Source organism: Enterobacter cloacae complex sp. GYL001 (assembly GCF_049237125.1).
Classification (GTDB): domain Bacteria; phylum Pseudomonadota; class Gammaproteobacteria; order Enterobacterales; family Enterobacteriaceae; genus Enterobacter; species Enterobacter hormaechei_C.
Map to the genome: position 1 here is coordinate 50,340 of NZ_JBMKGW010000005.1, position 14,692 is coordinate 65,031.

A 14,692-nucleotide genomic window follows, 5' to 3' on the forward strand; every position below is an offset into this window, starting at 1 on the left:
AATGGCTCAACTGTCTCTGAAACACATTCAGAAAATCTATGATAACCAGGTCCACGTGGTGAAGGATTTCAACCTCGAAATTGAAGACAAAGAATTTATTGTCTTCGTCGGTCCATCGGGCTGTGGGAAATCCACGACGCTGCGAATGATTGCCGGCCTCGAGGAGATCAGCGCGGGTGAACTGATTATTGACGGGGTTTGCATGAATGATGTTCCCGCCAAGTCCCGTGATATCGCGATGGTCTTCCAGAACTATGCGCTCTATCCGCATATGACGGTCTACGACAACATGGCGTTTGGCCTGAAAATGCAAAAAATTGCGCCCTCCGTCATTGAAGAACGCGTTACCTGGGCGGCACAGATCCTGGGCTTGCGCGACTATCTCCAGCGTAAACCTGGTGCGTTGTCCGGCGGTCAGCGCCAGCGCGTGGCGTTAGGCAGGGCGATAGTGCGCGAAGCGGGGGTCTTCCTGATGGATGAGCCTTTATCCAACCTCGATGCCAAACTTCGTGTGCAGATGCGCGCTGAAATCAGCAAGCTGCACCAGAAGCTTAACACCACCATGATTTACGTGACGCACGATCAGACGGAAGCCATGACGATGGCGACCCGCATCGTGATTTTAAAGGACGGCATCATTCAGCAGGTGGGTGCGCCGAAGCAGGTCTACAACGAGCCAGCGAATATGTTCGTTGCAGGGTTTATTGGTTCGCCTGCGATGAACTTCATTCGTGGCGCGATCGACGATCGCTACTTTGTGACGGAAACGCTGCGCCTGGAGATCCCGGAGGACAAGCTGGCCGTACTGAATGCGCAAGGTTACCAGCGTAAAGCGGTTGTCTTTGGGATCCGTCCGGAAGACATTCTCACCGCACAGCGAAGCGGTGAAAACATCACGGCGAAGATCAGCGTTGCTGAGCTGACCGGGGCTGAATTTATGCTTTATGCCACCGTGGGTGGGCATGAACTGGTCGTCCGTGCGGGAGCGGCGGATGATTACGTCGCCGGAGATAATATCGGCATCCAGTTCGATATGAATAAGTGCCATTTCTTCGATGCTGATACTGAAACAGCTATTAGATAAGAAAGGTGTTCGCCGGAAATGAAAGTTTCCGGTTTTTTGTGTGTTAATTATAAAGGAATATTTTAATGAGTACTCTACTAAGAAGTGCTGCGCTCGTTCTGTGCGCAGGGGTGAGCTGCGCGCAAGCAACAGAATCAGCCAAACAGTGGGAATTTAATATTGGCGCCATGTATGAAATTGAAAACGTCGAAGGTCAGGCTGACGATAAAGATGGATTATATGAACCCTCCGTGTGGTTTAATGCCACATGGGATGCCTGGACCATTTCGCTGGCTATGTATCAGGAGGGGCCGGTCGATTACAGTAGCATGACGCGCGGCACCTATTTCGATCGTCCTGAAGTAGAATTACGCTATCGTTTTATCGGCACCGATGATTTTACGTTCGGCCTGACCGGTGGCTTCCGTAATTATGGCTATCACTTTAAGGATGAGCATGGTGCTAAAGATGGTAGTGCTAATATGCAGCGCTACAAAGTTCAGCCTGACTGGGATATTAAACTAACCGACGACTGGCGTTTTGGCGGCTGGTTTGCCATGTATCAGTTTGCCAACGATCTGGAAAAAACCGGCTATTCTGACAGCCGCGTCGAGACCGAAACCGGTTTTACCTGGACAATTAACGAAACGGTCTCGGCAAAAGTTAATTACTATTTAGAGCGCGGTTTTAATATGGACGGCTCACGAAATAACGGTGAATTCTCCACTCAGGAAATTCGCGCCTATCTGCCGATTTCATTGGGTCAGACGACGCTAACGCCTTATACCCGTCTGGGACTCGATCGCTGGTCAAACTGGGACTGGCAAGACGATCCTGAGCGTGAAGGACATGATTTCAACCGTTTGGGTATGCTGTACGCCTATGATTTTAACAATGGTTTATCCATGACGCTGGAATATGCCTACGAATGGGAAAACCATGACGAAGGGGAAAGTGACCGCTTCCACTATGCCGGTATCGGCGTGAATTACGCGTTTTGATAACACTTCACCAGGGGCGTTTGCCCCTGGTTTTTAGCGTAATGAAGCCGCATCTGAAAAATGCGTTTCAACCAATATCTTATGCGGGGCAGGTTTACCCGCTATGCACCTGAACAACACATCGCAGCTCTCTTCGCCCAGCTTTCTGGTGGGGATATCAAAGCCGCCAGGCGCAGGGGTTAAAATGAGAGATAGCATTGGGTCGCTGTATCCTGCCATTGCGACCTGTTCCGGGATCGTCAGGTTTAGCGCATCCGCGGCACGATAAAGACTCAGCAATTTCATACTGTCTGTCGCAAAAACCGCATCGGGCGGGTTGTCTGAAGAGAGTAGCTGACAGGCCGCCTGAAGCGCGCTTTCATGGGTGTATCCGCCATCAATAACCCAGTCCGGGTTAATTGCAATACCCTGCTTCTCAAGGCTCGATTTATAGCCCGCCAGGCGATCGATAGAAACGTGATAATCGAGCGGGGCATGCAGGCAGGCAATTTTAGTGCGACCATGTTTGATAAATGAGTCGGTTAATATGGCGCTGTCGCGGAAATTATCCGTGTCGACAGAATAGATATTCTGGTAATTACCTTCCACTTTACCAATAACGACCACGGGCACGCCATATTCGTCCAGCGTCGCGAAAAAAGACTCGTTCGCCGGCGAGCTTAGCATGATGATCCCCTTGATCATCTTCTGCTTTATTTTACCCACGCATTTTTGCAGATCATCTTCGCTGCTTTTGGACGTTTGTAAAATAACATCAAAACCCTCTTCTTCTGCTTTTGCCGTAATGGCATGTAGTACATCAGAGAAAAACGGATTGCCTGCGGTGGTTTTGGTTGAACGGGTCGAAATAACCATAATGGCGTCGAAGCCAGAAGAGGTGAGTGCGCGGGCAAGTTTATTCGGTTGATAATTTAATTCTTCTATCGCCTTCAACACCTTTTCGCGCGCTTCAGGAGAAATATTCGTTTGTTTATTAAGAACGCGCGACACGGTTGATTTCGAAACGCCAGCAACGCGGGCAATATCATAGATGGTGGGTGACATACACCTTACTCACTCCAGACGGACAGCAATTGCGCCCATCTTACTGGAGAGAAAACGGCAATAGCAATAATTAAGAATTGATAATCAACGATCTGCCCCAATTTACTGTATTCTGAAGTGACTTTTTTCAGGGTTCCAGGCAATGAAGGACGGCGATGAAGCGACTTAAAAACGAATTCAATTCTCTGGTGAACCGTGGCGTTGATCGCCATCTGCGTCTTGCCGTGACGGGGCTGAGCCGCAGCGGTAAGACAGCATTCATTACGGCGATGGTCAATCAGCTGTTGAACCTGCATGCAGGGGCGCGCCTGCCACTGCTTAGCGCAGTGCGCGAGGAGCGGTTGCTTGGGGTGAAACGCGTACCGCAACGTGATTTTGGCATACCCCGTTTCACCTATGATGAAGGTCTGGCGCAGTTATACGGGGAGCCACCCGCCTGGCCCACCCCGACGCGTGGCGTGAGCGAAATCCGTCTTGCGCTTCGTTTCCGCTCGAATGAATCCCTGATGCGTCACTTCAAAGAAACGTCCACGCTCTATCTCGAAATTGTGGATTACCCGGGAGAATGGCTGCTCGATTTACCGATGCTGGCGCAGGATTACCTGAGCTGGTCCCGACAGATGACCGGTCTGTTGCAGGGGCAGCGGGCAGAGTGGTCGACCAAATGGCGCCAGCTTTGCGAAGGACTGGATCCGCTGGCACCGACGGATGAAAACCGTCTGGCCGTCATAGCCGAAGCCTGGACGGATTACCTGCATCAGTGCAAGCAGGAGGGGTTGCATTTTATTCAGCCGGGCCGCTTTGTTCTGCCGGGTGATTTAGCCGGTGCTCCCGCGCTACAGTTTTTCCCGTGGCCGGACGTTGACAGCATCGGTGAATCGAAACTGGCGCAGGCGGACAAGACCACCAACGCCGGTATGCTCCGCGAGCGATACAATTATTACTGTGAGAAGGTGGTTAAGGGCTTTTATAAAAATCACTTTTTACGCTTTGACCGCCAGATCGTACTGGTGGACTGCCTGCAACCGCTTAACAGCGGGCCGCAGGCGTTCAATGATATGCGGCTGGCGCTTACGCAGCTGATGCAAAGCTTTCATTATGGCCAGCGTACGCTGTTTCGCCGTTTGTTCTCGCCGGTCATCGACAAGCTGCTGTTTGCCGCCACAAAAGCTGACCATGTGACGGTCGATCAGCACGCCAACATGGTATCCCTGCTGCAACAGCTGGTGCAGGATGCCTGGCAGAATGCGGCCTTCGAAGGGATCAGTATGGATTGTCTGGGGCTGGCGTCCGTACAGGCTACGCAGAGTGGGTTGATTGACCTGAATGGCGAGAAAATTCCGGCCCTGCGGGGCAACCGTCTCAGCGACGGTGCGCCGCTCACGGTCTATCCGGGGGAAGTTCCGGCGCGTCTGCCGGGCCAGGCTTTCTGGCAAAGCCAGGGTTTTCAGTTCGAAGCCTTCCGTCCGCAGAGTATGAACGTTGACCAGCCATTGCCGCATATCCGTCTGGATGCCGCGCTGGAGTTTTTAATTGGAGATAAATTGCGATGACGGAACCGTTAAAACCACGCATTGATTTTACCGGCCAGCTTGAGCAGTCCCCGCATGAGGCGTTTAAAACGGCGCAAACCTTCAGCGGCCCGCAGGCCGACAACTTTGCTCCCGTGCTGGCAGACGAACCGTTGGCTGAAGAGGGGCAGGCGGAAGCGGTGGTTGATGCGGCACTGCGCCCGAAACGCAGCCTGTGGCGCAAGATGGTGACCGCCGGGTTAGCCCTTTTTGGTGTTAGCGTAATCGGCCAGGGTGTGCAGTGGGGCGTCAATGCCTGGCAAACGCAGGACTGGGTGGCGCTGGGGGGATGCGCCGCCGGGGCGTTGATTGTTGGTGCGGGCGTTGGCTCGGTCGTCACCGAGTGGCGTCGCCTCTGGCGTTTGCGTCAGCGTGCCCACGAACGCGATGAAGCGCGGGATCTGCTGCACAGTCACGGCACAGGAAAAGGGCGTGCTTTTTGTGAAAAGCTTGCGGCTCAGGCCGGGATAGATCACTCTCACCCGGCGCTTCAGCGCTGGTATGCGGCGATCCACGAAACCCAGAATGACCAGGAAGTGGTCACGCTCTATGCCCACATTGTTCAGCCGGTGCTGGATGCGCAGGCTCGTCGTGAGATCAGCCGCTCGGCGGCGGAATCCACCCTGATGATCGCCGTCAGTCCGCTGGCAATGGTGGACATGGCCTTTATTGCCTGGCGCAACCTGCGCCTGATCAACCGCATCGCCAGACTGTATGGCATTGAGCTTGGCTATTACAGCCGGCTGCGCCTGTTCAAACTGGTATTGCTGAATATCGCCTTCGCCGGGGCAAGCGAACTGGTGCGGGAGGTCGGGATGGACTGGATGTCGCAGGATCTTGCGGCGCGTCTCTCTGCCCGGGCGGCGCAGGGGATTGGTGCCGGTCTGCTGACGGCACGCCTGGGCATCAAAGCGATGGAGGTTTGTCGTCCACTCCCCTGGATCGATGGCGATAAGCCGCGGCTGGGGGATTTCCGTCGCGAATTAATTGGCCAGCTTAAAGAGACGCTCAATAAAAAACCTGCTCAGTGAGGTTTTGTTTACTAATCGTGCGGGCTGTCAATATTTGTTGACAGCCACCTTCCCGAACACCGTGATCTGACATATCATTTTACTGTTATTGGCTTAAACGGTGAATTTCCCATGCGTCTGGAAGTCTTTTGTGAGGACCGTCTCGGTCTGACCCGCGAGTTACTCGATCTTCTTGTTTTACGTAGCATTGATTTACGTGGCATAGAGATCGACCCTGTCGGGCGAATTTACCTCAATTTTGCCGAAATTGAATTTAATACCTTCAGTAGCCTGATGGCGGAAATCCGCCGTATCGATGGCGTTACGGATGTACGCACCATCCCCTGGATGCCGTCCGAGCGGGAACATCTTGCGCTGAGCGCGCTGCTGGAAGCAATGCCGGAGCCGTTTCTCTCTCTCGATCTGAAAAATAAAGTCGAGCGCGTTAACCAGGCCAGCTGCCAGCTGTTTGCGCAGACTCAGGAAAAACTTATCGGGCACCACGCCACGCAACTGATTACCGGTTTTAATTTCCAGCGCTGGCTGGACAGCAACCCGCAAAATACCCATAGCGAGCATGTCGTTATCAACGGACAGAATTTCCTGATGGAGATCACGCCGGTCTACCTGAAAGGGGAAAATGCCGCGAGGGTGCTCACCGGCGCGGTGATCATGCTGCGCTCCACGGTGCGCATGGGACGACAGTTACAGAATCTTTCCAGCCAGGACGTCGGCGCATTCAGCCAGATTATTGCGGTGAGCCCGAAGATGCGTCATGTGATCGACCAGGCGCGCAAGCTGGCAAATCTTACGGCGCCGCTGCTGATTACCGGGGATACCGGTACGGGGAAAGATCTGCTGGCGCATGCTGTGCACATGGCCAGCCCGCGTGCGGCAAAACCGTATCTGGCGCTGAACTGCGCCTCTATTCCTGAAGATGCGGTGGAAAGTGAGCTGTTCGGGCATGCGCCGGAAGGTAAAAAAGGCTTCTTTGAACAGGCGAACGGCGGCTCGGTGCTGCTGGACGAGATTGGCGAAATGTCGCCACGCATGCAGGCGAAACTGCTGCGTTTTCTCAATGACGGCACGTTCCGCCGTGTGGGGGAAGATCATGAAGTACACGTGGATGTGCGCGTCATCTGCGCCACCCAGAAAAACCTGGTGGAGCTGGTGCAGAAAGGGGTATTCCGCGAAGATCTCTACTATCGTCTCAACGTTCTGACGCTCAATATTCCGCCGCTGCGCGATTGCCCGCAGGACATCATGCCGTTGACAGAACTGTTCGTGGCCCGTTTTGCCGACGAGCAGGGCGTGCCGCGTCCGAAGCTCTCTGCCGACCTGGGCACCGTGCTGACGCGTTACGGCTGGCCGGGCAATATTCGTCAGCTTAAAAATGCGGTCTATCGCGCATTAACTCAGCTTGAAGGGTATGAACTGCGCCCTCAGGATATTCTGTTGCCGGATTACGATGCCGGGACGGTCTCGGTAGGCGAAGAGGCAATGGAAGGCTCGCTGGATGACATCACCAGCCGTTTCGAGCGTTCGGTGTTAACGCAGCTTTATCGCAGCTATCCGAGCACGCGCAAGCTGGCTAAACGTCTTGGGGTGTCACATACCGCGATTGCGAATAAGCTGCGCGAGTATGGGTTAAATCAGAAGAAGGGTGACGAATAAATAAAAAAGCCTCTTTGCAGAGGCTTTTTTACGTTTAGGCTTTAAGCGCTTCAAGTGCAGCGGTGTAATCCGGTTCGGTAGTGATTTCGTTAACCAGCTCACTGAAAACAACGTTGTCGTTTTCGTCGATCACCAGTACCGCACGAGCAGCCAGACCTTTCAGCGCGCCTTCGGAAATGGCAACACCGTATTTTTCCAGGAAATCCGGGCTGCGCAGAGTGGAAAGGGTGATGACGTTGCTCAGGCCTTCAGCGCCGCAGAAGCGGGACTGGGCAAACGGCAGGTCAGCAGAAATGCACAGCACCACGGTGTTATCCATTTCGGTCGCCAGCTGGTTGAATTTACGCACTGATGCAGCGCAAACGCCAGTATCGATGCTTGGGAAAATGTTCAGGACTTTACGCTTGCCAGCAAACTGGCTCAGCGTGACGTCAGACAGATCTTTAGCCACCAGAGTAAAAGGCTGTGCTTTGCTGCCAGACTGTGGGATGGAACCTGCAACAGCAACCGGGTTGCCCTGGAAATGAACGAGTTGTGACATAGATATCTTCCTGTTTACAAATAGTTAACGTCGTGGCTAGTGTATGTCATCCGCAGTTAGCACGGCAAACCAATTTTCTGCCTTTCCGGCCTGCAAGGAGTCAGTGATGAGAAGCGTTAAGGTCTATGAAGAAGCCTGGCCATTGCACACCCCGTTTGTGATCTCGCGCGGCAGCCGTAATGAGGCCTGCGTGGTCGTGGTTGAATGTGAAGAGGACGGCGTAAAAGGCGTCGGGGAATGTACCCCTTATCCCCGCTACGGAGAAAGCCTGGCGTCAGTCATGGCGCAAATTATGACGGTGGTGCCCGAGTTGCAGGCGGGCCTGACGCGTGAGGCTCTTCAGCTTCGGTTGCCGGCCGGCGCGGCACGCAACGCGATTGACTGCGCACTCTGGAGTCTGGAAGCGGCGAAACAACAAAAACCGCTGCCTGCGCTGCTGGACGTTACGCTGCCGCAATCGATCGTCACCGCGCAAACGGTGGTCATCGGTGAACCAGAGCAAATGGCCGCCAGCGCTCAGGCGTTGTATGCCACCGGTGCAACATTATTAAAGGTGAAGCTCGACGATCGTCTGATTAGCGAACGCATGGTCGCCATTCGTGCGGCGGTGCCTGATGCCACTCTTATCGTCGATGCGAACGAATCATGGCATAGTGAAGGGCTGGCAGCTCGTTGTCAGCTGCTTACCGATCTGGGCGTTGCCATGCTGGAGCAACCCCTCCCGGCAGAAGACGATGCCGCCCTGGCGAATTTTATTCATCCGCTTCCCGTCTGTGCAGATGAAAGCTGTCATACCCGTGAGAGCCTGTCAGCTCTCGAGGGACGCTACGAAATGGTGAACATTAAGCTGGATAAAACAGGTGGATTAACCGAAGCCCTGGCACTGGCACAAGATGCGCAGGCGCAAGGCTTTGCTCTGATGCTGGGCTGCATGTTGTGCACGTCCAGAGCGATCGGCGCTGCGCTCCCGCTGGTGAACAGCGTGCGTTTTGCCGATCTTGACGGCCCAACCTGGCTGGCGGTTGACGTATCACCCGCCCTGAATTTTACCTCCGGTGTACTTCATCTTTGAGGCTGCCAGCGCAGGAGCTCTGTCATCGCCCGCAGGTATTTTTCGCTCGCTTCATCCGAGGAGATGGGCGGAAACTCTGCGGTGATACAGTGAAGGCTAAGGTCCGCGCACCAGCTGCCAAACGACCCGGGTGTTTCATAGCCAACGCTGCTCACCAGAGGTAGAGCAAACGCATCCGCCAGCCACTGCCCGAGCGCCGTATTACGAGGATCTTCAATACAGGCGAGGGGATCGTGGAAAGAGACAACCCAGGCGGGGTGGATCTTATGAATAAGCTGGCACAATGCCTGAGTCTCCGGTTCGGAACCGGGTTTTTCTCCCGTGAGCAGGACAACATCTCGCTCCTGCGCTGAACTGTTCCAGCGATACACCGTTTCACCGGCGCGCCAGTTTGCCGCCGGGAAGTTCCTGTTCAGGTCAACGCCGCGTGCATTCGCCCGTAATCCAAGCTGACAACCGTCCGGGTTGACGGTCAAAATCACATGATGACGTCGTAAATCGGGGGCCAGCGTACGTAGCGCGCACGAGAGCGTCACGACAGACGAGTTTTCATCGCCATGCGTGCCCGCAATGATTAAGCCGCTATTGCGATCGGCCTCGGGTGCCGGAAACCAGATCAGCGGCGCGCCTAAAAACGAGCGTCCATAATGTTCAGTCCCGGGCGGGAAGGCGCCGCGTTCCGTTCTTGGTCGGGTAGTTGCCATAGTAAACCCTGATGATAAAGTCACTTCTGGCAGTGTTGTGCAAAAGCCGCGCTTAATCAAATAGTTTCCGTGTGTGTGGAAAATTGCCTGACATCAACTTTCCGGAGGAAGCATTTGCATTTCTCCGTTTCGAAACAAATAATTACGCATCTGTCTGTTACCTGACATCATTAAGGGGATCGTATGAAGCATCCTGTTTCGCTTCTTTGTACTGCGCTGTGGCTGTGCGGGCTTTCTTCACTTTCATATGCCGCGGAGGTTCCCGAAGGAACGGTTCTGGCGCAAAAGCAGGAGCTGGTTCGACATATTAAAGATGAGCCCGCTTCGCTCGATCCGGCAAAAGCGGTGGGGTTGCCCGAGATACAGGTGATCCGCGACCTCTATGAAGGGCTGGTAAATCAGAACGAAAAAGGGGAGTTAGTTCCCGGCGTGGCGACGCGCTGGCAGAGCAATGACAACCGCGTCTGGACGTTCACGTTGCGGGATAACGCTAAGTGGTCTGACGGAACCCCGGTGACGGCACAAGATTTTGTCTATAGCTGGCGTCGTCTGGTTGATCCTAAAACAACGTCACCTTTCGCCTGGTTTGCGGCGCTGGCGGGCATTAACAATGCCCAGGCCATTATCGACGGCAAAGCTGCTCCGGATACCCTCGGCGTGACGGCGGTGGATGCTAAAACTTTGCGCGTGCAGCTGGACAAACCGCTGCCCTGGTTCAGCAATCTGACGGCTAATTTCGCGTTTTATCCTGTTCAAAAGGCCAATGTGGAAAGCGGTAAGGAATGGACGCGCCCTGGCGCGCTCATTGGCAACGGTGCGTATGTGCTGAAAGATCGCGTGGTGAATGAAAAACTGGTGGTTGAGCCGAATTCTCATTACTGGGATAACGCCAGGACGGTGCTTAAAAAAGTCACCTTTGTGCCAATCAATCAGGAGTCCTCAGCGACCAAACGCTATCTGGCGGGCGATATCGATATTACAGAATCGTTTCCGAAAAACATGTACCAGAAGCTGCTTAAAGATATTCCGGGTCAGGTATATACACCGCCACAGCTTGGGACCTATTACTACGCGTTTAACACGCAAAAAGGCCCAACCGCGGATGCCCGCGTACGTCTCGCGCTCAGCATGACTATCGACAGACGTATTATGGCGGAGAAAGTCCTGGGGACCGGTGAGAAACCGGCCTGGCATTTTACTCCCGATGTCACTGCGGGTTTTACGCCGGAAGCCTCGCCATTTGAGCAGATGACGCAGCAGGAGCTGAATGCGCAGGCGAAAACGTTGTTGCAGGCGGCAGGCTATGGCCCTCAGCGGCCGCTAAAATTAACGCTGCTGTACAACACGTCTGAAAACCATCAGAAAATTGCGATTGCCGTTGCATCCATGTGGAAGAAAAATCTGGGTGTTGACGTTAAGTTGCAGAATCAGGAGTGGAAAACCTACATCGACAGCCGCAATACCGGGAATTTTGACGTCATCCGTGCATCGTGGGTAGGGGACTACAACGAGCCGTCGACATTCCTGTCGCTGTTGACCTCCTCCCACAGCGGGAATATCTCACGATTCAACGATCCTGCTTACGATAAGATTATTCATCAGGCGACGCTCGAAACCACTGAAAAAGCGCGTAATGCCGACTACAACATGGCCGAGAAGATCCTCACCGAGAAAGCACCGATTGCCCCTATTTATCAGTACACCAATGGCCGTCTCATCAAGCCATGGGTTAAAGGTTATCCGATAAATAACCCAGAGGATGTTGCGTACAGCCGTACAATGTATATTGAAAAGCATTAAAAAGAGGTCAGGGCGCTACGTGATTATGGTAAACATCCATTAACCGCATAAGCGCCCGCTCTAAGGGGGTATGATTTTACAGCCTGGTTAATACCGAATATCCCCTTCATATCAGCCCATCACTCATTGTCATGATGAATATCTTCAGAGAGATTCTTTCTCCCGTTTATCGAAAAACGCGTAGTCATTTATTCGCCATTCCTGTAGCAGTATAGTCATTACTGTTTTCAAGATTAAATTTGTCCGATACAGGATTTTTTCATATTCAGGCCATTTATTGAATTAAACCTTATTTCTCTGCGCTGTTACGGGGCGTGTTAATAAATGCATTGATGTAAATCAATTATTCAGCCTCATGGAACAATAAGTTCAATATTTCCAAACAAAGCAGTCATTCCTGCCAAATTAATGTGAATAAATGGTTAATTTTTACTGTATGTCATGTATCTATGGCATTTATGAGTACAATAATTTAGTGGAATATTCTTAAGAAAAGTCCAATGGTAGATCTTTGATCTGAGAAGTTGATTTTAAATGGGCTTTTGCTCTAATATGGTTTTGTAAAGAAACGTCACTCACTTAACATTTATTTCTTTTAAAGAAAGGGACTGCTATGGCCGATTCATTCCAGAATGAGGTGCCCAAGGCACGCATAAACTTAAAGCTGGCTCTGCATACAGGTGGCGCGCAGAAGAAAATCGAACTGCCGCTTAAACTCCTCACCGTCGGTGATTTCAGTAATGGAAAAGAGAATCGTCCATTATCGGAAAGAGAGAAAATTAACGTCAATAAAAATAACTTCAACAGCGTACTTTCGGAATTTAACCCGGAAGTGAATCTGACGGTTCCTAACACAATGGCCGGGGATGGTTCGGAAGAAAGCATAAAACTGAATTTCTCCGATATTAAGGATTTCGAACCTGAACAGGTTGCCCGCCAGATCCCCCAGCTCCGCGCCATGCTGGCCATGCGTAATTTATTACGCGACCTCAAATCCAATCTCCTTGATAACGCCACTTTCAGAAAAGAACTCGAGAAAATTCTTAAAGACCCGGCGCTGTCTCAGGAATTACGCGACGAAATGAGTGCACTGGCCCCGAAATAAGCGGCATGTGTAATTTAATGGATTAACCGGGAATATGCTGATGTCTGTGAATACTGAAACCGCCTCCGCGCAGGGGCAGACCACCGTACTGGAAAAAGAGGGCGTTTACGCCTCCCTGTTTGAAAAAATCAACCTGACCCCGGCCTCCAGCCTGGGGGATATCAATGCGTTTCTGGATGACGCCGCGCTTTCTGACGCTCCGGCGGGTGAACGCCTGACGGCGGCGATGCAGGTGTTTATGGACTGCATCCGCAAATCCGGTCAGCCGGTGGAGAAGCTCGACAAAACGCTGATTGACCACCATATCGCCGAACTGGATTTCCAGATTAGCCGTCAGCTGGATGCCGTAATGCATCACCAGGAGTTCCAGAAGGTGGAGTCCCTGTGGCGCGGCCTGAAGCAGCTGGTGGACAGCACCGACTACCGCCAGAACGTGAAAACCGAAATTCTGGATGTGTCGAAAGAAGATCTGCGTCAGGACTTTGAAGACGCGCCGGAACTTATCCAGAGTGGCCTCTACTGGCACACCTATACCGCCGAATATGACACCCCGGGCGGCGAGCCGATTGGCTCCGTGATTTCATCCTATGAATTTGACGCCAGCCCGCAGGATGTGGCGCTGCTACGCAACATCTCTAAAGTGTCAGCTGCCGCACATATGCCGTTTATTGGCTCTGTCGGTCCGAAATTCTTCCTGAAAGACTCCATGGAAGAGGTCGCTGCAATTAAGGATATCGGCAACTACTTCGACCGCGCCGAGTACATTAAGTGGAAATCGTTCCGCGACACCGACGACGCCCGCTACATCGGCCTCGTGATGCCGCGCGTGCTGGGGCGTCTGCCGTATGGCCCGGACAGGGTTGTCACCGGCACCGTCGCCACGCGGGATTACAACTACCGGACAGCCACCACGCCGATGGATGCGGCGGTGAGTGTGCGTAATGATGCGGTCACCACCGGGGAGCATTACCGCTGCGCGGCGCCTTATCGTGAAGCGGGTGATGACGCGAGCCCGGAGCCGGAAACCGAATCTGGCGCGTTCTACGCCCGACTTCACCACGAGCGGGAGCTCAACAGGTCGGTCCGCATTCACCTGTTCAGCAATGCTGCACACCTCACTCCCGGGCAGGTGCTGGAGCCGCAGGGCGACGTCATTACGGCCCTGCAAGAAGGCGTGATCCTCACGCTGGTGAACTTCCGTGGCGCCCGTGATTCCCGTCTGCATGTGTCGGTCTGGGGCCTGCCTTACACGGAACGTTACTGCTTCCGTCCGGTAGAGATCCCTCGCCCGGTCATCCCGGGTACGCTTCCGGCCCGGATCGAAAGTCGCGAAAAAAATGATACCTACGCACACTGGACGTGCAGGGGCGCTATCGGGTGAAACTGGACTTTGACCGGGAGGGGACGGAATCCGGTTACGGCTACCTGTGGCTGCGGATGGCGAAGCCGTACTCTGGTGATACATATGGCTGGCACACCCCGCTCACCGACGGGACGGAAGTGGCGATTGCGTACAGCAACGGTGATATTGACCTGCCGTACATTGCGTATGCGCTGCACGACTCTGAGCACCCGGGCCACGTGACCCGCGACAACCATACCCGCAACGTGCTGCGCACCCCGGCGAACAACAAGCTGCGGATGGAGGATAAACGGGGAGAGGAGCATATCAAGCTCGCCACGGAGTACGGGAAAACACAGCTCAGCAGCGGGCATCTGGTGGACAGCCAGGGACAATGTCGCGGCCGGGGTGCCGAATTGCGTACCGATGTATGGGCTATAGCGACTTATTACCATAAGTACGGTAAGGATCATATCAGTATCCGGTCATACTAATCGCTGATACGGATGAATATAAACTCTTAACAAATGGGTGAATACTGAAAGGTTGCTCTGGCGGCCAGTGTAATGACAAAGACAGGTAAGACCAGGACTCACTACACCTGAATCAGTCACTGGGCTTAAAGCCGCAAAGGAAATAAGGGGTGAGTCAGCGAATTACATTAGGGCTGGCAGCGTTATAGCTGCAAATAAGCCAGGAATGATGCTGAACCCTACCCGTCAATGTCTAAACAATGGATGCTTTGCAAACGGAATGTGTTCATAT

13 protein-coding genes are annotated in these 14,692 nt (G+C 53.3%); 10 read left to right on the plus strand and 3 right to left on the minus strand.

Annotated elements, in window-relative coordinates; translation table 11 throughout:
- Position 1 precedes the first annotated feature (1 nt).
- Together ACOTWU_RS11490 and ACOTWU_RS11495 are read left to right on the plus strand one after the other, a co-directional pair.
- Positions 2-1,084 (plus strand): ABC transporter ATP-binding protein, encoded by a 1,083-nt coding sequence (locus ACOTWU_RS11490; RefSeq protein ID WP_032619600.1) that lies wholly within the window; start codon positions 2-4, stop codon positions 1,082-1,084.
- A 65-nt stretch (positions 1,085-1,149) separates the two neighbouring features.
- Positions 1,150-2,064, plus strand: coding sequence for an OmpG family monomeric porin (locus ACOTWU_RS11495; protein ID WP_023303821.1), 915 nt, complete (start codon positions 1,150-1,152; stop codon positions 2,062-2,064).
- Positions 2,065-2,097: 33 nt separating this feature from the next.
- Here ACOTWU_RS11495 and ACOTWU_RS11500 read toward each other — a convergent pair whose 3' ends face one another.
- Positions 2,098-3,108, minus strand: a complete 1,011-nt coding sequence (locus tag ACOTWU_RS11500) for a LacI family DNA-binding transcriptional regulator (RefSeq protein ID WP_023296696.1) — start codon at positions 3,106-3,108, stop codon at positions 2,098-2,100.
- 155 nt (positions 3,109-3,263) lie between these two features.
- Here ACOTWU_RS11500 and ACOTWU_RS11505 point away from each other — a divergent pair, with 155 nt between their 5' ends.
- The 3 genes from ACOTWU_RS11505 to tyrR all read left to right on the plus strand — a co-directional run bounded on the left by ACOTWU_RS11505 (position 3,264) and on the right by tyrR (position 7,363).
- On the plus strand, positions 3,264-4,661 hold the full coding sequence (locus ACOTWU_RS11505) for a YcjX family protein (protein ID WP_040117725.1): 1,398 nt from the start codon (positions 3,264-3,266) through the stop codon (positions 4,659-4,661).
- Positions 4,658-5,710 carry a YcjF family protein gene (locus ACOTWU_RS11510; RefSeq protein ID WP_023296694.1) on the plus strand — a complete coding sequence of 351 codons (1,053 nt, stop codon included), beginning with the start codon at positions 4,658-4,660 and terminating at the stop codon, positions 5,708-5,710. The genes ACOTWU_RS11505 and ACOTWU_RS11510 overlap by 4 nt, the downstream gene beginning before the upstream one ends.
- 111 nt (positions 5,711-5,821) lie before the next feature.
- Positions 5,822-7,363: a transcriptional regulator TyrR gene (gene tyrR / locus ACOTWU_RS11515; protein WP_023303818.1), complete on the plus strand. Its 1,542-nt coding sequence runs from the start codon at positions 5,822-5,824 to the stop codon at positions 7,361-7,363.
- 34 nt (positions 7,364-7,397) lie between these two features.
- On the opposite strand, the gene tpx is transcribed toward tyrR, so the two are convergent.
- Positions 7,398-7,904 (minus strand): thiol peroxidase, encoded by a 507-nt coding sequence (gene tpx / locus ACOTWU_RS11520; protein WP_003856889.1) that lies wholly within the window; start codon positions 7,902-7,904, stop codon positions 7,398-7,400.
- 106 nt (positions 7,905-8,010) lie between these two features.
- On the opposite strand from tpx, the gene ycjG reads away from it, so the two are divergent.
- Positions 8,011-8,976, plus strand: a complete 966-nt coding sequence (gene ycjG, locus ACOTWU_RS11525) for an L-Ala-D/L-Glu epimerase (RefSeq protein WP_040117724.1) — start codon at positions 8,011-8,013, stop codon at positions 8,974-8,976.
- Here ycjG and mpaA read toward each other — a convergent pair.
- Positions 8,967-9,680: a murein tripeptide amidase MpaA gene (gene mpaA / locus ACOTWU_RS11530; RefSeq protein WP_040117723.1), complete on the minus strand. Its 714-nt coding sequence runs from the start codon at positions 9,678-9,680 to the stop codon at positions 8,967-8,969. The two genes, ycjG and mpaA, sit on opposite strands and share 10 nt — an antisense overlap.
- A 183-nt stretch (positions 9,681-9,863) precedes the next feature.
- Between mpaA and ACOTWU_RS11535 the strand changes: the two genes are divergently transcribed.
- From ACOTWU_RS11535 to ACOTWU_RS11550, 4 genes are all read left to right on the plus strand, one after another.
- A complete protein-coding gene (locus tag ACOTWU_RS11535) occupies positions 9,864-11,480 on the plus strand; it encodes a peptide ABC transporter substrate-binding protein (protein WP_033486876.1) in 1,617 nt (538 codons plus the stop codon).
- A 613-nt stretch (positions 11,481-12,093) separates the two neighbouring features.
- Complete coding sequence (gene tssB / locus ACOTWU_RS11540) at positions 12,094-12,585, plus strand: type VI secretion system contractile sheath small subunit (protein WP_003856899.1); 492 nt, start codon at positions 12,094-12,096, stop codon at positions 12,583-12,585.
- Between the two features lie 34 nt (positions 12,586-12,619).
- Positions 12,620-13,966, plus strand: a complete 1,347-nt coding sequence (tssC, locus tag ACOTWU_RS11545; RefSeq protein ID WP_310889572.1) for a type VI secretion system contractile sheath large subunit — start codon at positions 12,620-12,622, stop codon at positions 13,964-13,966.
- Positions 13,963-14,421 carry a type VI secretion system Vgr family protein gene (locus ACOTWU_RS11550; RefSeq protein ID WP_310889573.1) on the plus strand — a complete coding sequence of 153 codons (459 nt, stop codon included), beginning with the start codon at positions 13,963-13,965 and terminating at the stop codon, positions 14,419-14,421. The genes tssC and ACOTWU_RS11550 overlap by 4 nt, the downstream gene beginning before the upstream one ends.
- The last annotated feature ends 271 nt before the right edge of the window (positions 14,422-14,692 follow it).